The following is a 21,377-nucleotide window of genomic DNA, read 5'->3' on the forward strand; positions in this document are numbered from 1 at the left end:
TGATGGACCCCAGCGGCCAACCGCGTGAACGACGAGAGCTTGTTGGCGCGAGCGTCTCCAGGTGAACGCGATACGCCACAGTAGAAAATCTGATGGCTTTTAGCCTGCCGAGACGCACTCGCAGCCAGGCATCGCACACGGTACGCGAAAGCCCCGGCATCGCCGGGGCTGGACACACGAGTATCGCGCACCCCAACCTTAGCAGCGAAAGTAGTCCCGTGGTCGTGCTTTGCTCAGACGTTGCAGGGGTCGGTCTCGTTGCGTGGTGTCGCTTGCTATGGAGCTTCGTTGCCTCGGATGATGAAAGGTTGCGGAACGCGTAAACGGCGCAGACTTGGTGGTCTCGATGCGGTGCGTCGTCGTGCCGCGCGTGAACGGGAGCAGCGTCCGACCGGCGACAACCGCGGCGTCAGGCCATTGGCGCGGATTGGGCAACACGAACTTCACGCGCGGCGAGGCTGATGATGCGGCCCGGGATGCCCTCCCCGCGGCTCGGAACCAGCTAGGCGGCGAGCCGAGCAAGGATTCGGGTTCAGCAACCGCCGGTGAAGACAGCGGCAAATCCTTCCTCCGGGCTGTTCGCGTACGGGATAAACCCATACGGCCCCTCCGCCGTCTTCAGTAACGCACACATCTCAGCTCCGCCGTCGCCTTTAAGCAGGATGTCCGGGTTGTAGGGCGCGAAGACGCGGTCCGCCTCATCGGCCGTCACGGTCACGCCAGGATTCTCGCTGCTCTCCAGCCGGTACCCAGGTCCGACGTTCGCAACCAACTCGTCGTCCAGAGAGGGGTAGGACGGAGCCGTCGGGGCGACGCTCGGTGTCGAAGAAGTCACGGCAGATGATGCGGAGGCAGTGGCGGCTGAACCGTCGGCGCTTGTGGGCTGTGGCCCAGTGCAGCCGGATACAAGAAGAGCTGTGACAAACAGTGTGGGCAGGGCGATTGAGCGCGAGTTCACGAGCCGACCGTAGCAGAATCTGCTCTATAAGCCATGGCCTAAACATCCATCTCGTGGCGGTCTGGAGAGATGCCATGGACACCCGAGGAACAGCTTGCTTTCGCGACGCGGTTGCGCGAGCAGCGACGCGCGCGGGGCTTAACTCAGGAAGCCCTGGCTCACGACGCGGGCCTGAGCGTCAGGCGCGTGGCCCTCCTGGAGAGCGGTGCGTCAAATCCACGAACCTCTACCCTCTTCGCTATCGCGGACGTGCTCGGCATCGACGCTGCCGACCTCCTGAAGGCTCCACCGCAAGGCCGATGAGCCTGTCGCTCTCGCGGAGACATTGCTGTCACGCCGGTCTCGCCTTCGATGTGCACGAAGACTAAGGGCCGCGCGACTGCGGACCGCCTACAGGATGGCGTGGCACGGACCCTCCTCATCCTCGACGACGGCGCGCTTTTCGCCAGCACGCGGTTCGACCTCACTCCTCTCGACCGCTGGGAGCGAGCGGTCGTTGATGCGGCGGGCGGATGGGACGCGAGCGCGCCCATGCACCGCCGCGCCCTTGCCACTTGGCCCGAGCGGCTCATGGAGCTGCTCGCCGTCGTACGTCCCGATGTCATCGCCGTCACCACGCAACCCGCCCTCGCGCCACGCCGCGCTGCCGTGAGCGTGCTGGTCGCGCTGCCGAACCGGCCTGCGTTAAAAGCGCCGCTCCCCGTTGCCGACGGCGGCGCACGTGCACTTGCGTACGCAGTCGGTCAGGTGGTCGGTGGACCGTATGAACGGGTTGTCATCGTCACCGGCCAGCGGGGGAGCGATGACCTGGAAGTGCTGCGCTCAGAGGTCTCCTGGCGATGCTCGGTCGCGCCCATCATCGCGAATGCGGGCCGCCTCGGGCTGCTCAGCCTCGGCATCGAAGAAGTCGCTGCCGCCGTTGACCCGTCATTGCCTCAGAAACGGGCGCAGAACGCGCTGTGCGCTCTCCTCGCGTCCGAATCGGTGCCCAACGCGCAGTCGGCGTGGTAGGGGCGCTCAGGCGCTCAAAGAGGCGCTGAGCGAAGGTTCATTCGAACACCCTTACCACACGCTGAGCGGGCGCGCTCAGTCATTGTAGTATGCCCGTGCTAAAGTAGTCAGTGACAGGACGACTGATAATCGTCTCACCGCGAAGATGAGTTGTCAAGTCGAAAAGCAAGAAGCAAGACCGACCGGCCTTAGCAAGCCAGTCACCCACACCCCAACAGGCCAGCAGGCCAGAGAAGGAACGAACCAATGACAACCCTCACCACCCCATACGACCAGCGCATCGACCTCGCCGCAGCGACCGATGCCGAACTCCTCGACGAGTACGGCTTCAACAAGGCAATGAGGCGGATGCGCGGCATTGCAGCCGCACGCGGCATCGACGTAAACAGCCGGAACGACTCGTACCAGCGTGAAATCGAGCTGCAAATCTGGATGCGCTGCTACGCGCCAGCCTTCGCGGCTGCGATGAAGCACCGCGCCATCTTCTCGATTGACGACGCCGAAAACGCGGCCATCGCCGCAATGGCCCAAATCGTTGACGGCGCGCACCTCATGGACATCGCCGAGAGCTGTGAGAACGGCGCCAAGCTCGGTGACATCGCAGCCAACCTCGCGACGCAGAAGCTCGCACTCGATGAGGTGCACGACGGACTCACCATGTCGAACGCGGGCGGCAACCGTCACGCCGACACTCAGGCGATGACGGAGGAAGAAAAGAAGGCTGACCTCGCCCGTCGTCGCGTTCTCCACGCAGACCCGCAGGAGTACAGCTTCGAAACAGCCCACACCATCAGCGGAGGTGGTCTCCACTACGAAATCGACGTGGATGACGCGCTCGACCAGGCCGCTTTCGGCGCGACCACTCCTGTCGCTGCGCTCACACAGGTCATCAGTGCGCGAACCGGTCAGACGGAGGACGAGGTGCGCACGTGGCTTCACACGTTCGGCATCACGCCCGAGGTCGATGCGCACATCACCGCGCTTGCGCAGACCGACCACAACCGCGCCGCGCGCATCGCAAACGGCAACCGATTCCCGCAGGCCGACATCGCGGCAATCGAAGGCGTAAGCATCGCAACCGTCGAGCGCCGCCTCGCCAAGGTGCGCGATGCAGTGTGGACCGACAGCGAGCTGGTCGGCGTCCTGCGCACGGGCCTCTGGAGCCAGAAGAGCATCGACGCGTTCACGGGCACGGTTCGCGAGATTCTCGACAAGGAGGAAATCGAGAACCTCATTGCGGGGAAGCGCGAGGCAGCAGCTCGCGCAGCCGCCTCGGAGACCGAAGAGGCCGCAGTGTGGGGTGGCCTGCACGACGACACATTCATCGCTGACTGCATCCGCGAAAACATGGTGAGCTTCGTGAACTCCGGCGTACAGACCTCGCCGCTCCATTACGAGGTCAACGAGATGACGATTTCTGCCGCCATCGTGTCGGCGCTCACAACCCACGCGGGAGCGACCGGATTCACCCTGGACCGGGCAGCCGTCGAGAATATCCCCGAACAGTTCTTCATCGACTACATTGCCGACTACCTGTTCACAGGCTCGGCCGACGTGGACCTTGCGCTCGTAGCGACGGTCCGCGCCCAGGTCGCCGAGGCGGTCGCAGCGTGAACGGGCTGACGCTTCGCATCGACTGCGACCCGGTTGTCATCCCGGCCGCGGCGTACGAGTGGGATGTCCGCTACCGCCACCTCATCGCCCTCACCGTGCTGGACTGCGGCGACCACCTCGAAATCGTGGGTGAGCCGTACACGCCGCTGAAGGACGCCGAAGTGCGCTGGGACGAGTCCTGGCGGGAGGTGTTCGAGCACTCGCACAGCAATCTTGCGTGGGAGACCGGCATCACTCCGATGAAGGTCGGTGAAACCGCCCGAGTCGCAAGCACGCAGCGCGTTGAGACGCCGGCTCGTCTCGCGGGTCATGAGATGCACGTCGTCATGAGCGAAATGGTCGAAGAGACGGTCACCGCTCGTCATGCAGACGCCTGGCATCCGGGCGGGTACTTCGACGGTTTCTACGACCCGACCATCGAGCTACCGGATGCGCCGAAGCCGCACACCCCGGCATCCGTGACCGCACAGTACAAGCGCGGATTCGGTGAGACGCCATGGGATGTGCTCGACGACGCCATCGACCCCGGCGTGCTCGCAGAACTGGCGCTCGGCTGGAACCGCATCGAACACATCCTCACTGGGCCGACAGGCGGAGTCATGGGTGAGCATGAGGTGCTCGCCGTCGTCCGCGATGTCGTGCGATTCGAGGACGAGAGTGAGAAGAAGCGCCGCTCCCTCGTGAAGATGCTGGAGCCGATGACCGAGGGCGCTATTGAGTCGCTCGGCCGCGACGACTGGCGCCCGATGACCACGAGCGAACTCTTCGGGTTGCTGCTCGGAAACCGGAGCGTCGGTGCGAAGGTCGCGGCCCGCTTCAAGAGCGACCCAAGTGCTTTCGTGAAGTGGGTGCACGCCAACGCATCGGACCTCCGAGGCGCCGCGGACCGCCTCTTGGCGGAGCCTAGGAAGCCTCGACGCGCACCGGTTGCCAACAGCATTGTCTCGTTCACCACTTCGCCGGTGACGACCAGGTTCGACGCGCTGCCGCAGTTCCGCGGCGTCGCGTTCCACGGCGGGCACACGCTCGCCTCGCAAGCCCTCCTCGCCGCCAACGGCGGGGACATCCGCAAGACCCTCACTGAAATGCAGGAGGAAATCACCCAGACAGGAACCAACCGATGAGCACCGTACTCGACCGCATCGCGGCACCAGCCCCAACCACGCCAGCAGCGCCGTCCGGCAAGGTAGCAGTAATCACTGTCACGACCGAACTTGCCGAAGCCGCTGCGACCGGAACCGCGCTCCGCGCGGAGTTCATGCCGAACCTCATCGCCGTCATCGACGGTGAGCGCACGGGGCTGTACGCACGGCGCGAGCGTCAGCAGTACGACCCGACAACCGGCGACAGTGACACAATCATTGTGGAGGAACTCATCGTCCCGTGGGTTGCATGGGTATCGACCGTCGTGCAAAACGTCACGATTCAGGACGGGAACTTCGTCAAGCAGGACGACCCCAAGTTCGAGGTGACCATCGCCACCCCCGATGGGCGAGTCCTCCTTGTCAAAGACCTCCGGGCGACCGATGCGTACACGCCGACGAAGCTCCTCGACAAGGCGTTTGCGGGCTTGCCCGAGCCGGACGTCATGGCGAGCACAGCGGTCAAGAACATGCTGCGCACCCTCGGCCACGCGCAGCGGCAGACTCGACTGGTCACCACCAAGGGCGGCTGGGCGGACTATGAGGGGCGCGCGACCTTCATCGAACCGCTCGGAAGCGTTGACGCATCTGGCATTCACACGGAAATCACGTTCCCCATTACGTCTACGGACCGTATGGCTGGGGCGACGAGCACGGACCTCCCGGCCAACGTCGGTGACATCATCAGCGCGTGGTTCCGGCTCACCCCGGACCGACCGGACATCGCCCTCGCGATGCTCGCGCTCGTCGCAGCGTCGTGCCTGCGTCTTGACCGCCGTACGGGCGTCTGGCTCATCGCCCCTCCGAAGACCGGCAAATCTCTCTTCATCGGGGCGTGGCACGCGTGGTTCTCAAAGGCCAACCGCGGCGGGGCCTTCTCGCTCATCCTGGCGGGCAAGCAGTCCACCCCAGGCGGTATCGGTACTCGTCTTGCTCGCATCGGCGGCATCGTCACCGCTGATGACCTTCGCGTCACCGACGGGAACGCGTTCCAGAAGGCAGAGACCATCGGTCAGGCCGTGTACGCATCCCTAGACGAGTCCAAGCTCAACCCGGACGGTGGGGACCGCGAGTCGAAGTACGGTGCGACACAGGCATGCGTTGGCCTGACGACCGAGTCCCTACCCACAGGCAATGCGATGGAGGCGATTGCGTCCCGCGTCGTGACCGTCGAACTCCAGCCCGGCGATTTCGACCGCACAGCAGGCGGCGCCTATGACCAGTGGAAGCCACTCATGCCGGGCGCGAACGCCATCCGCGGCGCGTTCCTTCGCTGGCTCGCAGCGAAGGCTGACTCGCTCGGCGGTCTGGAGCAGTTCACGCAGTGGACTACTTCGTACGTCCAGGAGGAGTTCATGAACCTGGCCGACGAGGACGGCACTGTGAGCCGTGAAGCCGAAGTCGTATCCGTCCTGAAGGGGGGCTGGAATCTCCTGACTGAGTTCCTCGCGGAGAACGGCTACGACCTGGAAGCGCCGGAGGGGGCGTGGGAAACGCTGCTCGGCGAATCCGGCCGTCGCAGCCGTGAGGCGAACCCAGTCGTGGGCGTCCTGAACTGGATTCGGGAGAACATCGGCCGCAAGGGGCACTTCGTCGCCGCGGCGAACGAGGACCAGACACCGAAGAACGGCGCCCACCTCCTCGGGTGGAAGGACACTGCCGTCGGGAAGCAGGGCGTGGGGGAGCAATGGGGACTCATCAACGAGGAGCAGGGTCTCGTATTCATCCCCATGGGTGTGCTCACGGATGCCTCCGCTCGCTGGGACAACACGACCCGTCCGCTCGTCGCGTCGCAGGTGCGTAACGGCCTCGGGGCTATCCCCGAGGTGCTCTCCGGCAGTGCCGAGCGCGTGCCGATGGAGTACGCCCGCGCATTCGGGTGGGATGAGAGGTCGCGCAAGCGCGGCGCGGTCGTCTCCGTGGATTGGCTGCTGAACGGCTGACGCTTGCATCACTGCGGGAAAAGGGCTGGGACTTCGGTTCCAGCCCTTTTTGCTGCCGTGGACATTGTCCACCTGTCCACGGCCTGTCCACGGCCTGTCCACGACTTCGTGGACGGGGTTCGCTGGTCAGACCACATGCTCAAAAGCCGCGGAAACACGCGGAAGAATAGGCATTCTCTCTCTCTCTTCTTTACACGAGAAGAGAAATATCTATACCTGTCCACGCTCTAGCCAGATATATGGGCACTTCACCATAGGTAATCCATGCTTTTGTGTGTCTGTTCTTCTGGCAACGTGGACAGACCCGCCGAAGGGCTAGAACCCGCGTGATTTTGCGGATTTTTGGGCGCTTCGACGGTGGACAGGCGGGTGGACAGGGCCGTGGACAGCGCCGGTAGCATCGGCGTGTGGAGGAATCAGACTTCTATGGCATCGGGGGCATGTCCGAGACGGTCTGCCTCGACCACTTCACTGACGAGGTGCTTCGCAACGCTCTTGCCAGCGAAGCCCACAGCCTGAAGTGCTCGTTCTGCGGACGCGAGGGTGTCGAGGGTGACGCGCCGTTCGCGGTTGAGATGGACGAACTCGGGACGCTGGTCTGGGACGTGCTCACGTGGTCTTACGACTGGACGGATGACCCTGGCGACCCCTGGCGCGACTACGAAATCTACGACAACACGTACGTCATGTACGAAACGGTCGAAGAGGCCGTGGACTCCGCCTACTCCATGGAGATTGTCGAGTGTCTGATTCGGGCGACCGGCTCGACCGATGCATGGGTGCCGAGCGACAGTACCGACCCGTCAGCGCTCGGCTGGAGCGCCTACGCTGCAACGGTGCGAACAGAGAGTCGCTTCGTCGTCATCGGGGAGTCGAAGCGGCCAGGGTTCGAGGACGAACCGCCCGCTCGTATCGGGAAGTTCCTCGCTTCGCTTCTCGCCTACGTGGAGTCGGACCTCCTCATTGAGCTTCCCGCCGATTCCACTCTGTACCGCGGTCGCATGACCGACAATGCGCGCAGGCTTCTCGAAGAGAAGATACGCAAGGAGCCGAGCACGGAGCTAGGTTCCAGTCCTCCTTCGTTGGCGGGTAACAATCGTCTGTCCCCGCCGGGTATCAGCTTGTTTTACTCCTCGGACGACCTCCATGTCGCTGTCGCCGAGATAGCGCTCCACTCGGAGTACGACGAGGCCGTGGTCGGCGCTTTTAAGACGACGAAGGCGCTGCGCCTTCTCGACTTCACGCGTCCGTTGACGAAGCTGCCGAGCATCTTCGCTACAGACGATGAGAGTCGCCGACGCTGGATGTTCGCGCGGTTCAAGCAGCACTTCACCGACATGATTACGGCGCCTGTAGTTCTCGACGGCAGGGAGAACATCGACTACACGCCGACGCAGGTGGTGGCTGAGTGGCTCCGTTGGGTTCCGGAGCTGCGCATCGACGGCATCGCGTGGCCATCTCATCTCGCAGAGAAGACGAAGGCTGACACCAGCAGTGGTACCGACGCAGGGGCCGCGGCTTCGGAGACTCCAGGTCGGAACGTCGCGTTGTTCTTCGGGCATGGTCCTGACTTTCAGACGGACCCGCCGACTGCCACTGAGCTGGCTCGCCCAGGCAAGCGCACCCCGAGCCTCACGCTCTCGGCGAACGACATCACGCGGCATAAGGTCAGCCGCGCCGTGACGGTGATGGAACTCCCCGTGGAGGACGATGACCCGGACCCGATGTTCGTGGATTTCTGACGTGATGAGGGATTCCAGACCTAGAGATTCCCCATCTAAGACAGAAGGGGGTTGAGGCCGTCTGATTCTGACGCCTGACCCCATCACCTGAATCGCCCCGCGACGCCGGATAGCCGAGCACCTTGAATGCTGCTCGTACGGCACCGCACCCCTACGCAACTATCCGCGCCTCCGGCACGGGGAAGGGGGTGGCGAGCAATGTCACTTAACATCCAAATCACGTCCGGCGGCATCGCCGCCCCGGCTTGTGTGCTCAGCCCTGTAGCGCTCGATGAGCGGGGCATGCTCGCCGAAGCGGGATTCGACCCAGACATGCACATTATCGACGGCGCGGTCGCTACGACGGTAAACGCGCGCGGCTTCACCTACCGGTTCAAGGCGGTCCGAGTCGTCCACGACCTCCCGGCGCTTCATGCGACAGCCTCACGCCGCCGGAATGCGCCCTACAAGGTGCAGCCTGTCACTGGTCTCGGTGAAGTCGTCGTCTATGCGGACGCGCAGTGGGGTAAGACGGCCTCTGGGGGTGGTTCCCCTGAGACCATCGAACGCAGCGCCCGCGTCCGGGGTCACATCGTGCAGCGTCTGCGCCGCAAGGCACCAGCCGAGATTGCGCTCGTGGACCTCGGCGACGGCATCGAGTCCTTCAACAATGTCGCTTCTCAGGCCTTCACGAATGACCTCTCGCTGCCTCAGCAAATCGATGCCTACGCGACCGACGTGTTCCTGTGGGTGGAGGCGCTGGCGCGTATCGCTCCGGTCACTGTGACGGTCGTCCCGTCCAATCACAGCGCCTGGCGCGAGGGCAAGCAAACCCTCGGTCGGCCCGAGGATGACTTCGGCATCATGGTCCACCGGCTCGTGGAGCGACAGGCTCGCGCAGCACGTCTGGACGCCACCTGGGTCTACCCGCAGCCGTTCGATGAAACCGTGACCGTTACCGTCGTCGGGCACATCATCGGCGCAGCTCACGGGCACCAGGCGGCGCCGCAGGGCCTTGTGAAGTGGTGGACGGGCCAGACCTTCGGTCGGCAGGCCATCGCGGACGCTGAGGTATTGCTCACTGGGCACTACCACCACCTAGCGCTTCAGGCAGTGGGCGAGCGTCGCTGGTGGGTGCAGGCGCCAACGCTGGATGGCGGCTCGGATTGGTACCGCGCGAAGTCGGGTCTGGATACTCCACCCGGTGTCCTGACCTTCTCTGTGCGGCGCGACACCGGCTTCGATGTCGGGTCGCTCGACTTGCACAACTGACCCCGATGGCGGGCATGTGATTCGCTCCGTGCCCGCCGTCGTTCGACTAGGAGGGAGCCGCAATGAGCACACCTCCCGAGTTCCGCCTCACAATGCCGTCGGCAGCAACCGGAGCGTCACCGGAGGCGGTCTACGCGGCCGTGATACGCGCGTTTTCCGACGATGCGGCCTCGTACCTCATTGACCTCCATGTGGCCGTAGACGGCCATGTGGCGCGGGTCTCGGGTGTAGATGTTGCCGCGGGTATCGACGACCTGTTCGCTCCGCTCGCGCGCCTGCTTCTGGAGCTGGACGCGGACCTTGTGGATATCGACCTGCAAGTCATCACGCTCGCGCTTCGGGCGTGAGCACAGCCGTCTTCGGACGGCGCCACGGGCTAGTGGCACAGCGGAAGCGCACCGGTCTCCGGAACCGGCGGTCGCGGGTTCGAATCCCGCCTAGCCCACTGCCCTGCGCCGGGGCTTCGCCGGATGTCCCGGCACCAACGAGAAAGGACAACATCATGCTGCTCGAAGAGACCGTCGAAGAGACGACCACGACCATCACGGAGGACGGCGACCACGACCGCTTCGCTCACTACGTTCGCAAGGCCGACATCGAGCGTGCCACGTTCCACGACGAGGTCGTCTCTGCCATCTGCGGAAAGGCGTGGGTGGCGAAGGAGTCGCCGGAGAAGTACCCGGTCTGCCCGACGTGCAAGGAAATCTACGAAGGCCTACCTCAAGGGGACTGACCTTCGGCAGTCCCTCTGGCGAGGCGGCGTTAACGCTGTCAGGTTCGATTCCTGGTGCTGCACTTCTGCCCGTCTGACGTTGAGCATGCGTCGGCCGGGAAGTCGTCGAGTCCTTTCTGCTCGGCGCGCTCCGAGGTGTCGCGGGAGTGGGACACAGCGACAACAAGAAGCCCTCCGAAACGGGGACACGAGAACCGTTTCGGAGGGCTTCGACACGAGGGTGGGACGTACTGCTGTAGGCGGCGATTCCGGCGTCGGTGAGAGTGAAGATTCACGAAGTGAATCGGAGCGACCAGTGAGCATGTGAACGGGGGAGTTCCGGAAAGTGAGTTTCAGAGGGTCAAAGAGGTGTTCATAGAGAACATCGAGATGCCCTCGCATCGACCATCTCGCCCCGTGACTCCCCGCACAGTTTCGTCACCCACCAAGCACTCCATCTGGTGATGCGTAACGCTCACTAGTTGCCCGCGTTCTGACGCTCTGTGTGTCCACGTTTCTGACGTTCACGGCACCGCCGTTTCTGATGCTCGAACTCGCTGTAGCGGCGCAGCCGCGGAACGCGACTTCTACGACCTGTTCACGTCCCGCTGTTCATCCTGTCCCCGTCACGCTTCGCTGACCGTTGGGCATCCGTGGGTGGCAGGGATTCGTGAACCCCCAACTACTAGCCTTCCCCGAAATCACTGCCTCCGGCGTGATTTCGGTAGGCAGATGAGGATTCATGATGCCTACACCGGTATTCAACGCTGCGCACGACAAGGTCAAGAACCGCGACTCGTACATGTCCATGCTCGGCACCCTGCTCCCGCAGTGGGAGTCCGAGACGGACGCGTTGCGTACTTCGATTCGTGAGACTCCGGGCGTCCACCCGGAACTCGTGCGTCTCGCTAACGATGATGCTCGTTGGCTTCGTGCTGTTGCATCGTCCCGTTCTCATCGCGCCGCTCGTTCATCTCTTCCCGCGGCGGTCGCGATTGCGGAGAGCGCTGTGCGCATCATCCGACCCGCGACACAGGCGCAGCTCGACGCGCTCCCGCGTATCGATAAGGATGACCCTGAAGCCGGTCCGAACCTCGATGCTCTGCTGAAGTGTCGTCTCGTCTCCGCCTTCGTGTTGGAGCGTCAGCTCGAATACTTCGGCGTGCACGTGTTCCCGTACATCCACATGTCGAACGCGGGGCCGCTGTTCATGGTCGGTCGCGACACGATTCGCGAGTGGTTCCGGTGGGCGACGGACGCCCGGTTCCTGCACCAGTCGCAGGCGCCCGCACGACGCACTCCTGGCAAGTGGAATGTCCGCAAGCTCGACCAGCATGATGCACCGCTGACGCTCGCTGAGTCGTTGCTCGTGGAGGCATTGGTCGCTCACGACACGTCGCATCCGGCCGTCTTGCTTCTGCTGCACTCAACGCACGCCGCGTGGTCGCAGAAGAAGCGCTCTATGAAGGGCTTCGAGGACTGGTGGGCCGCGCTTCAGGTCGCGGCGGACCGCCCGACCGCGGAGGTGTTGAAGTCTGACGAGCGCCGAGCGGCGCGGCTCAACATCCGCACGCTCGCCGACATCGAGGCGCTTGTCACACCCGAGGGGCGCGCCCTGTACGACGAGCGTCAGGCGCAGCGCGCAGAGGAGCGCGAAGCCTCCAACGCATGGTTCGCCGGTATCGGCGAGAAGAACACAGATGCGTGGACCATCATCCGCGAGCGACTCGACTGGGCTGATTGCACCGAAGAGACGTTGCTGGACTGGACGAGCGAGGCTCTCAATCGACTGGCATCGGCGAACGAGCGTAACTGGGCTTCTGGTGACGGTCGCGGAGCGGACGCTCGGGCGGTCGCGGTCCGTGACTCGCTGACTTGGCGTATCCGGGAGAAGTTCAAGTTTGCCCCGGACCTCGCTGCCGCCCTCCACGCGCTGCGCGTGTCGGCTCTGACCCGCGCTGAGCGGAACATCCGCGACCGGCTCGGCTGGGGCACGGTGTCCGCGGACCAGCTCGTCGAGAAGGCACAGGAGACGGTTCTTCGCCTCGTGTCGGCGCCGGATGACCTGGCGGCAGATATCCGCCGCACACTCATCGACGCGATTCCGCGCCGGTATCCACACGACGCTTCCGCTGTGGCGGAGGCACTCATCATTCTGAAAGGAGCGGCCTGATGGACGCGACCACAACGAAGACCATGCCTCTCCCCGAGGCAGCCGACCTCATCGGCCGTGCACACTCCTCCGGGCGACGTGACGCTCAGTTCCGCGGCCAACTCATTGACCGACCGCGCCTGGATGACAGCGACCTCAACCTCGGCATCCCTGTCGAGGGCGGCGGAGTCGGGCGCCCATTCATCGTGTTCCGCAATGACCTCGCTGCCTTCCGCCGCCTCGTGTGGGTCGAGGTTCGGAGAGACCGTGATGTGCCGGAGCTGTCGGCTCCTGCATCAAAGCGGCGTCTGGGCCTGGCTATCTACGTGAATGGGTCGGTCTGGCTGGCACTGGGTGAGGTCGGCGCGCTTCGTGAGGTCGCGGCTGCGCGGCCTGACCTGTGCTCGGTCTACGAGACCGGTCTGGACAACCGCGTGGAGGTCATCGTCAAGGGCGATGAACGCGCGCTTCGTGAGGCGGTGAGTGAGGCATGGCGTCCCTGATTCTTGGGGGCGCCTGTCTCGCCCTCCTGCTTCCGATGTATCTGTTCGGCGTGATGAGAAAGGGGGAGCCTCGTGGCAACGACAACGAAGAGTGAAGACCAGCGCGTGATGAAGCTGCCGAAGGTTCCGGTCATCCGGAAGGTGTGGCTTCTCTCCGTGGACGCCTGCCGCGAGGCGTTCGGGAAGAACAGCACGAAGCGCGGCCGTGGGTGGGGCAAGCTATTGCTCGCTGCCGGTGCGTGGGTCGGTCTACTTGCCTGGGTCGCGCTCGTGCTCATCGCGACGTGCGTCTTCGGGTGGGTCATGGACCTCCCTCGCTTCTTCAAGGACGAGGACGACACTGACCTCCGCCGCAAGCTCGCAGTGTTCCGCTGGCTGAGCTTGGTGAACACCGTGCTGCTCATCGCGCTGCTGGCTTTCGTGTTCCCGGCAGCGTTCCCGCTCGCCATTCTGGTGCTGGGTGCCGCGGTGACGAACCGCGTGACCGCACAGGTGTGGAAGTCGAAGAAGAACCCGTTCGCGCCGAAGACCGGCTTCGTGAAGAAGGCGGGGGACCGCTACGCGGCATCCGTCATCGAGCGCGATGGTCAGATTGTCGGCTCTTGGTGGTGGCGTGCTGCCAGTGCGTCGCTGCTGGTGCCGATTGTCGCTTTCGCTATCGAGGGTCTGAAGGCTCCGGAGCTGGCGGCGTACGGCCTCATCGTGCCTGACGGCATCCGCGACATCGCGGTGTCCGTGGTCGCCGTGTTCGCGCTTGTGCTCGCTGTGCTCGGTGGGGTGTCCGCTGGTCGTCGCCTACGTGCTGAGTTCGGTCACGAAGTCGCGTTCAAGGACGCGCTGCGCGAGAAGCTGATTCTGGCTCTCGGTCAGGAGTCTGCTTCTGGCCAGAAGCAGTTCATGACGGCTGAGGAGCAGGGGTTGCTCCGCATTGAGCGCTCGAAGACTGAAGCAGGCGGGTGGGAAATCACCTTGCCGACTAGCCTGTGGCCGGTCCTGCGGGACCGGGATGCTCTGGAAGCATCTCTCCGCCGCGAGCTGGACACGGACAACCTACAGTTCATGCTGTCCGAGGTCTGGGAGGGCCACTTCGCCATCGGCCCGCTGGACGACGAGGAGCGTCGCATCCGTCGCAACCTTCGCGAGTCCGGTGGCCTCACCATGGACGACCCCGGTTTCGACGACCCGAACGGCATGGAGGAGCCGCTGCCCCGTGGCTTCACGGTGGACGAGCTGGAGGACTGGGACAAGACCGCTGCTATGGCGGCTACGTTCGCAGAGCTGGGTCTTCAGCTTGTCGGCTTCAACCGTGCTTCCAAGAAGTGCATCGTCGAGGTGGAGGCTACGGCCACGCCTCGTGCGCGTTGGAAGAAGCTGACGACGCCTACGGGAGCCTCTGAGCGCGCTATTCGGCAGGATGCTGAGATGCTGGCGCGGCGTGACCGTGCTGTTGTTCTCGACCTCGACCTCATCGAGCGCCGTGTTCTGCTCAGCCCAATGCTGCCTGCGGTAGCGGCCGAGCGCGAGACGATTGCGACGGAGCTGAAGGCGGACCTGATGAAGGTCCGTATCGCAGTGACGTGGAGTACCGAGGGTCGCGCGGAATCCATTGACGCAGAAACGCGCGCGGTTTCTCCGGACCCGGACGCTGCCCGTGAGACGTGGCGCAAGGTCATCAATGCGATTCACGGCGGCTCGAACGGCTGGCTGATTCACCCGGACCCCGTCCGTGCCGTCACGAAGCTGGTCTACGGCGAGCCTCGTAGTCTCCTCGACACCGTTCCTGGCGGGATGCTCCTACCTGAGCGCGCAGCCGAAGCCTGGGAGTGCGAGTGGCACTCTTGGCCCATCGGGCTAGACGCGACGGGACGCCCGCTCACCATCGACCTCCTCGCCGGGCCTCACATCGCCGCGGCGGGCGGTAGTGGTGCCGGAAAGAGCACCCTGGCGCGCCTTCTGATGACGCAGGCCATCCTTCATGGGTTCGAGGTCGTCGCAACCGACCCCGCGAAGCGTCTTGGAGGGCTGCTTCAGATGGTCGATTTCACGAAGGGCATGTACATCAGCTCCATCCAGCAGACGGCCGAAGTGCTGAAGCTGGTTTTCGCTGAGGTCACCCGACGTGTCGAGCTGACGGAGCAGTGCGGCGGCGAAGACTGGACGGACCTCCCCGCAGGAACAGTGCGTCCCTGGTTGGTATTCATCGACGAGTGGGCGAACAACATTGACCGTGACGGCAAGTTGGGTAGCACGGCAAAGGGCACGCAGGAGCAGGTGGAATGGGAGGAGAAGGAGCGGGCTATCGACGCCGTCATCTCCCTCACCGGCAAGATTGCAGCTCAGGCGCGGTCAGCAGGCATCCACCTCGTCATGATGTCGCAGACGGCGAGCACGAACATCATGCCGACAGGCATCCGTAACAACCTCGGAACGACTGTCCAGTTGAAGGGGAAGAAGCCTGTCCGTCAGGTTGACGCTGACATGCTGTTTCCTGGACAGGGGGCCGAGGCTCTCGCCGAGCTGAAGGAGCTTGCGGATGGCTACAAGGGTCTCGGTGTGGCGTTGGACGCCGAGGATGTGATGACCGGGTTCCGTGTCGGGCTTCTTAAACCTGACGAGGTCGAGGGCATCTTGGAAGCGCGTGGGGCGCGCAAGCCGGACCCGCTGATGCCGGGTTCGGCAATCAATCCTCGGCTCCGCACCGCCGTCGTCGATGAACCGCCGGCTCCTGCACCGCAGCCCGCGCCGTCCTCTTCACAGGATGACGACTGGCTGCTGTGACCGGCTCGGGGCGTCTCGAAATCTTCTGGTTTCGGGGCGCCCCGATGAGGGGTTTCAGACCTAGAGATTCCCCATCTTAGGTAGGAGAGGGAGAGAGCACATCCGGTTCGGGGAAGCACCTGCACACATCACACTGAAGCCCGGCTGACCGCGCATTGCTCTCACCCTCCTCCGACTACTTTCCGGAGGCACCCATGGCTGAATACGAACTCCCGAAGCGCCGCTGGGCGACCACGGTGACTGTCGCATTCGTCGCGCTCATCGCAGCGGCCATCGCGGCACTGTTCCTCTTCGCACCGAAGACTGAGGCACCGCCCGTCGCGGAGCCTGCTACAGCGGCCACGCAGCCGGTCGAACAGCTCGCTCCCGCCGAAACTACCCCGGCGCCCGCATCAACGCGGACGCCCACACCGACGCCCACGGCTACCGCGTCCACATCGGTTCCCGCACCGAAGTACAAGCGCGATGACCTCAACATCCTCGGGAAGTCCATCTGGGATGCGTTCGGCGAGGACGTGGCGCTCGTGAACGGCGGCATCCAGACCCCGGACGCGAACTTCAACACGAAAGTTTTCCGCCCGTTCGACCCGTCCGCAGCGCTCGGCGACGAGAAACCGCTGAACATCGAAGGCTCGAACTGGGTCGTTCGCGTCACCGAGACGGACGCGGAGAAGGGCACCATCTGGAGCGTCATCACGTGACGCCGCGATTCCCGGTTCGCATCCGCCAGGGGAACCCGCGCATCACTCGTCGCGCTGACGGCGTGGTGCAGGGCTACCACGTGGGGTCACCGGTCGCAGGTGACCCGGACGCGCGAGCCGCCTTCAACGCGCGACCGTTGCGGTCCCCGTTCGACTCGGTTCCCGCATCACCATCGGCACCAGACCTTGGAGGCGCCCGTTCGGCTTCTGTCGGATGGCGCCGGGCTGTCCACGTGACAGACGGCCTGTTCGTGCTCGAAGAGTGGAACGGCCGCTCGCTCGACTACCGCTCGGTGCCGCGCACCGCTGACTCTGAGGCTGCTCTGCGCAGCCTGCACCCGGAGGTGTTTGATGACTGATTTTTCCGAAACCACTGACTTGCCCGATGGTGCCGTCGAGATTCGAGGTCTGTCGCTCGATGAGATATGGGGAATAGCTCACCGCGAGACGTACATGCATGACGGCCGCGAGTTTGTGCCGATGCTGTCGTACCGCGAGGTTGGCTCGGTCGCGGAACCCGTTCTCTACCTGAGCCGAGATTTTGTCTGAGCCAACACGTATCCGCCGCTCTGATGGCGTCGTGCAGGGCTACCACGCAGGACCGCGCGTCACGTCGAACGCGGACGCTCGTGCCGCCTGCAATCCGCGGCCTCAGCGCTTCCTCCCGGTCGAACAGTGCCCGTCGTTTGCTGGCGCCGCTCGCGTCTACCGCGAGGGTCGAACCCTCGACTGGACGTGGAACCGCGACCTGGCAGCGGAGAGCGGCCTACCGTTGGAGCGTGTGGACGAGCTGGTGAAGCGTCACGTGCACCGCGAACTACTGGCGGAGCACGGCGACCCGCGCGAGACAGAAGCGTTCGCCGCTGCTGTCGAGGCGACGCGTAGCGCTGGTGCGGATACCGAGTATTGGGGTCACATCGAGACTGCCGCGATTCACGCGCGTCACGCCGTGGTCGTCGAGTTGCTTCGTGACCGCACTTCGCCGGGCCACGTGCTCGATGCTGCGGTCGATGAGGTGGTCTTCGACGCGGTGCGCGACTGAAGGCATCCCTGCACGACGGGGGTCAACGCCGACAGACAAGGAGAAACCACATGGCGAAGCAACGAGAGCTGAAGACCCGCAAGGACGGCGTCAGGCAGCACTACAACACCGGCACATCGGTAACCTCGAACGCAGACGCGCGGGCGGCCTTCAACCCGCGTCCCGCTAAGAAGGAGGAGCCGGTGGGATTCACCGACGAGCAGGTCGAGGCTATCGACCGAGTCGCGTATGACGACTACGACGCGGTGCAGGCTATCCAGCGGCCCCGCGACCACGGTGACGACTACGTCGCGATGTCCGCCACCGTCGAGTGGGTGGACGAGAAGCCTGTCATCACGCTGACGCGCAACGAGGTCGTAGCCGTTGGATACGAAGACACCGACTCCGTGCGTGAGTCCTGGGACTCTGCGCTGGAGAATGCGAAGCAGAACCATGAGTCCAGCGAGTTCGAGGACTTCGCTGAGGCGCGGGAGCGCATCGAGGCTGACCTTGAAGAGGCGGGTGTCGCGCGGTCCGACGTTCAGTTCCGCGAGGAGGACAGCGTGGAGTGGTACGACGCTCGCGGCTACTCGGACGACGAGGTAGACGAGTTCTAACTCGCCGCCAGAACGCCCCGCTGAGCACCTTGCTCGCGGGGCGTTCTGCATTCCACTGACTACTGAACGGAGACGCCAATGGTGAAGAACCGAGAGCTGAAGACCCGTACGGACGGCGTCAGGCAGCACTACAACACCGGCACATCGGTAACCTCGAACGCAGACGCGCGGGCGGCTTTCAACCCGCGGCCTGTGAAGGAGAAGCCGGTGCCGACCTACGACGAGCGTGGCTTCGACGAGAACGGCATCCACCGTCACACGGGAACGCTGTACGACTACTTCGACCGCGACGTAGAAGGTCGCAACGCGGATGGCATGGACCGTGACGGGTACGACCGTGACGGATATGACGACCGCGGTCTTGCCCGCGACGGCTACAGCCGTGAAGGTTTCGACCGGTACGGCTTCGGCAGAGATGGTCTCCACTTTGAAACGAGGAGCATCTACGACGAGCTTGGTTATGACCGCCGGGGCTACAACCGCCACGGCTACGACGACAATGGTCGCGATGTGGACGGTTTCGACCGCTACGGTCTCGACTCGTCTGGCTTTGGGCGAGATGGAATACATCACGCGACCGGCACCGAACGCGACGCTAACGGTTTCAATGCGGCGGGCGATGACCCCGAAGGATACGGTCGAAACGGCTTCAACTCGGATGGCATCCACCGCGTCTCCAGAACGGCCTACGACCCAAGCGGGTTCGACGTAGAAGGCCGCGATTGCGAGGGCTACTCGCGATTCGGCTTCGACGCAGCCGGTCACGACCGCGGCGGCTTCGACCCCTACGGGATGCATCGCGACACAGGTCGTGAGCGTGACCCCGAAGGATACGACCTCTGGGGCTTCGACTCCGAGAACCTCAACCGGTACGGGGCGCCTCGCGATTACGTCTGGGCGCTGAGCGGCACGGGCAAGTCGCCAGACCAAATCCGCGCCTTTTGGGAGCAAGGCGTCCCCGTCGAGTACGCCCTCGAACTCTGACCGCACCTATCGAACGCCCCGCTGAGCACCTTGCTCGCGGGCCGGTCGGCGTTCCTCCGGACCGCGGCATATCGCTGCCCGGACTTCCGGCAATCCGGCTCGACATCACGTCGTTTCACCGTATCGACGCCGAATTGACGGCGTGGGACGCGCTGTGCGCCCCGTTGAGCGCCTACCAGCGCTCTCGGCCACAGCTACCCCACCCTTCGCGCGTTCGGCCATCTGGCGAACTCGCCCGAAAACACGGGTGCCACATCTTGCTGGCATTTGCCGCTTGAACGGCGGCTAACAGACCGGCCGGACCCCGCCGCCTATGCAGCTTGCGGGGGTCCGGCCTTTTCTCTTTCGCGGGGTCATCCCGCAGTGGACGTATCGCTTCGTGAACATCCACGCGTAGTGAACCCATCCAGTTCACAAGCCCTGCATCGCGACCCTCGCGGTGCTCATCATCACGCCCTGGAGGTACTTATGAAGAAGTCCATCCGATTCTTCTTACAGTTCGGCTTCGGTGCAGCGTTCACGCTCGTGCTCACCATTGCGCTCGGCATTCGAGCTGAGTCTCACTATGCCGCAGGTGAAGTGTGGTCAGCGGTCGGCCTCACGGGCGCCGCACTCCTCTCTGCCATCTTGAACGCGTTGCACGTCTCCGCGCTTGCGGCCGGTGCCACCCACATTCTCGGCGATTACCTCGACGACATCGTCTACGAACGGGGGCTGGATGTCGAAGAGCCGCAGCCGTAATCCTCGTCCGATTTGCGCGTCGTCTCGCAAGGTCGCATACCGCGATGAGATTGCCGCGAAGCTCGCACTCGCGGGGGCGAGACGGAGGGACGGCTCACGTCGCTTGAAGCTCGAAGTGCGCGCCTACAAGTGCCCGAAGGGCAATCACTGGCACCTGACCAGTTCGCCTCGACGCGCTGAATCCTCGCCCCGCTGAGCATTTCGCTCGCAGTAGATGTACCGCTTCGCGAACATCCACGTGCAGTGAACCGTTCCGGTTCACAAGCAGGCGTTCCCATACCGCCCGAAAGGAGGGCACCATGTCGCTCGACATCATGAAAGCAAGGGCCATCGTCGCCCTCATCATCGGCGCCGGAGTTTGGGGACTCGTCGCGTTCCTCCAAGAACGCGCCGTCTTCGAACCGACGGTTTTCGTTATCCTCGCCGCGCTCTCGTTCGCCGTGCAGACGACGGGCCGGGGTCTCCCCATGCGTCTCCCACATCGTTTCGATGGCTCCGTCGCTGAGCTGCGAAAGAGCGTGGGGGAGCGGTGGTGGGTGTGGGTGCAGGCGGGTTCTGGTCTCTGGGTCGCGCTCCAGGCGCTCGCCTTCGGACTCATCTCGCTCGTCGCTCAGACGTTCCTCGTCGGACTGTTCGGCTCCACAGAGGTCGCGCAGTTCATCGGGACAGTCCTCGCGGTCGCCGCGTGCTCGTTCGCGCTGGGCCTGCTCATTCACCGTCTCCGTGAGGCCACCGGCATTGCCGGTCGGTTCGACGCGTTCAAGGCGCGGCTGAAGGCTGACATCGGTATCGACTCGCTCGCGAAGCACCTGCGAGAGTCGTCGAACTTCGCTCTGGAGATTTCCCCTAGCGCGATGTTCGTTTCGGCGTTGGCTCTCGGCTCACTCGCTCGTGCTGTCGGCGTGCAGCTCCTGAAGACGCTCGTCGTTGGTTGGTCGGCGTTTTTCTTCTCCTGGTGGTTCTTGCTGTTCCTCGGAGCGGGCATTCTCATCGCGGTCGTTGCGCCTGAACTCATCAAGCGTCTGAAGCCGTATGAGGCTCACCGTGTCTCAGAGTGAATCGACGCCGCGAAAAGTGCGCATCGGCCTCGTCCCGGTGCTCGTGGTCATCGCGGCCATCGTGGGCGTAGTCATCTGGTTCGCGCTGTCACAGAACTCGGCGCCGTCCGCAGAGCCTGCGCCCGCTGTTACGTCCGCGGCTCCGACTAAGCCGTCAACGCCGTCCACCTCGCAGACGCCGAGCGCATCGCCGACGGAGCGACCACCGCCGACGGCGGATGAGGCGTTGACGGCCGAGCTGGGCCGCGGGTACGAGCTGCGGGACGACCGCGACAACATCGTTCCACTGTGCGAGGCAACGCGTTTCGTCGCGGCGTACAACCCGTACGTCGGAGCGCCCCAGCCAGGCAACTCGTTCACGCTCCGCACGACTGATGGGCCTATCCACGTCACCCCGTACTCGAATGACGTAGACGGCTACCGCGGGGTCATCTCCGCGAGTTGCTGAA

Annotated in this window: 22 protein-coding genes and 1 tRNA gene; 22 read left to right on the plus strand and 1 reads right to left on the minus strand. The window is 64.1% G+C overall.

What is annotated here, in order from left to right:
- Positions 1 to 532: 532 nt before the first annotated feature.
- Entirely contained in the window at positions 533 to 718 is a 186-nt protein-coding gene (locus ASE56_RS13585) for a hypothetical protein (RefSeq protein ID WP_056230733.1), read from the minus strand.
- 309 nt (positions 719 to 1,027) lie between these two features.
- Here ASE56_RS13585 and ASE56_RS18070 point away from each other — a divergent pair, with 309 nt between their 5' ends.
- The 22 genes from ASE56_RS18070 to ASE56_RS13685 all read left to right on the plus strand — a co-directional run bounded on the left by ASE56_RS18070 (position 1,028) and on the right by ASE56_RS13685 (position 21,376).
- Entirely contained in the window at positions 1,028 to 1,261 is a 234-nt protein-coding gene (locus ASE56_RS18070) for a helix-turn-helix transcriptional regulator (RefSeq protein ID WP_082450702.1), read from the plus strand.
- A gap of 99 nt (positions 1,262 to 1,360) precedes the next feature.
- Entirely contained in the window at positions 1,361 to 1,969 is a 609-nt protein-coding gene (locus ASE56_RS13590) for a hypothetical protein (protein ID WP_056230735.1), read from the plus strand.
- 246 nt (positions 1,970 to 2,215) lie between these two features.
- Positions 2,216 to 3,583 (plus strand): hypothetical protein, encoded by a 1,368-nt coding sequence (locus tag ASE56_RS13595; protein WP_056230738.1) that lies wholly within the window; start codon positions 2,216 to 2,218, stop codon positions 3,581 to 3,583.
- Positions 3,580 to 4,707, plus strand: a complete 1,128-nt coding sequence (locus tag ASE56_RS13600; protein ID WP_056230740.1) for a hypothetical protein — start codon at positions 3,580 to 3,582, stop codon at positions 4,705 to 4,707. The genes ASE56_RS13595 and ASE56_RS13600 overlap by 4 nt, the downstream gene beginning before the upstream one ends.
- Complete coding sequence (locus tag ASE56_RS13605; protein ID WP_156371736.1) at positions 4,704 to 6,668, plus strand: hypothetical protein; 1,965 nt, start codon at positions 4,704 to 4,706, stop codon at positions 6,666 to 6,668. The genes ASE56_RS13600 and ASE56_RS13605 overlap by 4 nt, the downstream gene beginning before the upstream one ends.
- A gap of 407 nt (positions 6,669 to 7,075) precedes the next feature.
- Positions 7,076 to 8,410: an RES domain-containing protein gene (locus ASE56_RS13610; RefSeq protein ID WP_056230745.1), complete on the plus strand. Its 1,335-nt coding sequence runs from the start codon at positions 7,076 to 7,078 to the stop codon at positions 8,408 to 8,410.
- 198 nt (positions 8,411 to 8,608) lie between these two features.
- Positions 8,609 to 9,661 (plus strand): hypothetical protein, encoded by a 1,053-nt coding sequence (locus ASE56_RS13615; protein ID WP_156371737.1) that lies wholly within the window; start codon positions 8,609 to 8,611, stop codon positions 9,659 to 9,661.
- 62 nt (positions 9,662 to 9,723) lie between these two features.
- Complete coding sequence (locus ASE56_RS13620; RefSeq protein ID WP_056230750.1) at positions 9,724 to 10,008, plus strand: hypothetical protein; 285 nt, start codon at positions 9,724 to 9,726, stop codon at positions 10,006 to 10,008.
- A 26-nt stretch (positions 10,009 to 10,034) separates the two neighbouring features.
- A tRNA-Arg gene (locus ASE56_RS13625) sits at positions 10,035 to 10,106 on the plus strand.
- A 57-nt stretch (positions 10,107 to 10,163) separates the two neighbouring features.
- Positions 10,164 to 10,394: a DUF3039 domain-containing protein gene (locus ASE56_RS13630; RefSeq protein WP_056230753.1), complete on the plus strand. Its 231-nt coding sequence runs from the start codon at positions 10,164 to 10,166 to the stop codon at positions 10,392 to 10,394.
- A gap of 724 nt (positions 10,395 to 11,118) precedes the next feature.
- On the plus strand, positions 11,119 to 12,546 hold the full coding sequence (locus ASE56_RS13635) for a hypothetical protein (protein WP_156371738.1): 1,428 nt from the start codon (positions 11,119 to 11,121) through the stop codon (positions 12,544 to 12,546).
- Positions 12,546 to 13,028 carry a hypothetical protein gene (locus tag ASE56_RS13640; protein WP_056230759.1) on the plus strand — a complete coding sequence of 161 codons (483 nt, stop codon included), beginning with the start codon at positions 12,546 to 12,548 and terminating at the stop codon, positions 13,026 to 13,028. Before ASE56_RS13635 ends, ASE56_RS13640 begins: the two co-directional genes overlap by 1 nt.
- A gap of 72 nt (positions 13,029 to 13,100) precedes the next feature.
- The gene (locus ASE56_RS13645; RefSeq protein WP_156371739.1) at positions 13,101 to 15,806 is read left to right on the plus strand and encodes an FtsK/SpoIIIE domain-containing protein; all 2,706 of its coding nucleotides are present in this window, start codon (positions 13,101 to 13,103) and stop codon (positions 15,804 to 15,806) included.
- A 194-nt stretch (positions 15,807 to 16,000) separates the two neighbouring features.
- Positions 16,001 to 16,507 (plus strand): hypothetical protein, encoded by a 507-nt coding sequence (locus ASE56_RS13650; RefSeq protein WP_056230764.1) that lies wholly within the window; start codon positions 16,001 to 16,003, stop codon positions 16,505 to 16,507.
- A 233-nt stretch (positions 16,508 to 16,740) separates the two neighbouring features.
- Positions 16,741 to 16,866, plus strand: a complete 126-nt coding sequence (locus ASE56_RS17840) for a hypothetical protein (RefSeq protein WP_268768239.1) — start codon at positions 16,741 to 16,743, stop codon at positions 16,864 to 16,866.
- On the plus strand, positions 16,859 to 17,056 hold the full coding sequence (locus ASE56_RS13655) for a hypothetical protein (RefSeq protein WP_056230767.1): 198 nt from the start codon (positions 16,859 to 16,861) through the stop codon (positions 17,054 to 17,056). The genes ASE56_RS17840 and ASE56_RS13655 overlap by 8 nt, the downstream gene beginning before the upstream one ends.
- Before the next feature lie 232 nt (positions 17,057 to 17,288).
- Positions 17,289 to 17,549, plus strand: a complete 261-nt coding sequence (locus ASE56_RS13660; RefSeq protein ID WP_056230771.1) for a hypothetical protein — start codon at positions 17,289 to 17,291, stop codon at positions 17,547 to 17,549.
- 50 nt (positions 17,550 to 17,599) lie between these two features.
- Complete coding sequence (locus ASE56_RS13665) at positions 17,600 to 18,145, plus strand: hypothetical protein (RefSeq protein WP_056230773.1); 546 nt, start codon at positions 17,600 to 17,602, stop codon at positions 18,143 to 18,145.
- Between the two features lie 78 nt (positions 18,146 to 18,223).
- Positions 18,224 to 19,129 carry a hypothetical protein gene (locus ASE56_RS13670; RefSeq protein ID WP_056230775.1) on the plus strand — a complete coding sequence of 302 codons (906 nt, stop codon included), beginning with the start codon at positions 18,224 to 18,226 and terminating at the stop codon, positions 19,127 to 19,129.
- Positions 19,130 to 19,597: 468 nt separating this feature from the next.
- Positions 19,598 to 19,870, plus strand: coding sequence for a hypothetical protein (locus tag ASE56_RS13675; protein ID WP_056230778.1), 273 nt, complete (start codon positions 19,598 to 19,600; stop codon positions 19,868 to 19,870).
- A gap of 299 nt (positions 19,871 to 20,169) precedes the next feature.
- On the plus strand, positions 20,170 to 20,928 hold the full coding sequence (locus ASE56_RS13680; RefSeq protein ID WP_056230781.1) for a hypothetical protein: 759 nt from the start codon (positions 20,170 to 20,172) through the stop codon (positions 20,926 to 20,928).
- Complete coding sequence (locus ASE56_RS13685; RefSeq protein ID WP_156371740.1) at positions 20,903 to 21,376, plus strand: hypothetical protein; 474 nt, start codon at positions 20,903 to 20,905, stop codon at positions 21,374 to 21,376. Before ASE56_RS13680 ends, ASE56_RS13685 begins: the two co-directional genes overlap by 26 nt.
- The last annotated feature ends 1 nt before the right edge of the window (position 21,377 follow it).

The sequence above is a fragment of the Microbacterium sp. Leaf203 genome, assembly GCF_001421275.1.
Classification (GTDB): Bacteria; Actinomycetota; Actinomycetes; order Actinomycetales; family Microbacteriaceae; genus Microbacterium; species Microbacterium testaceum_A.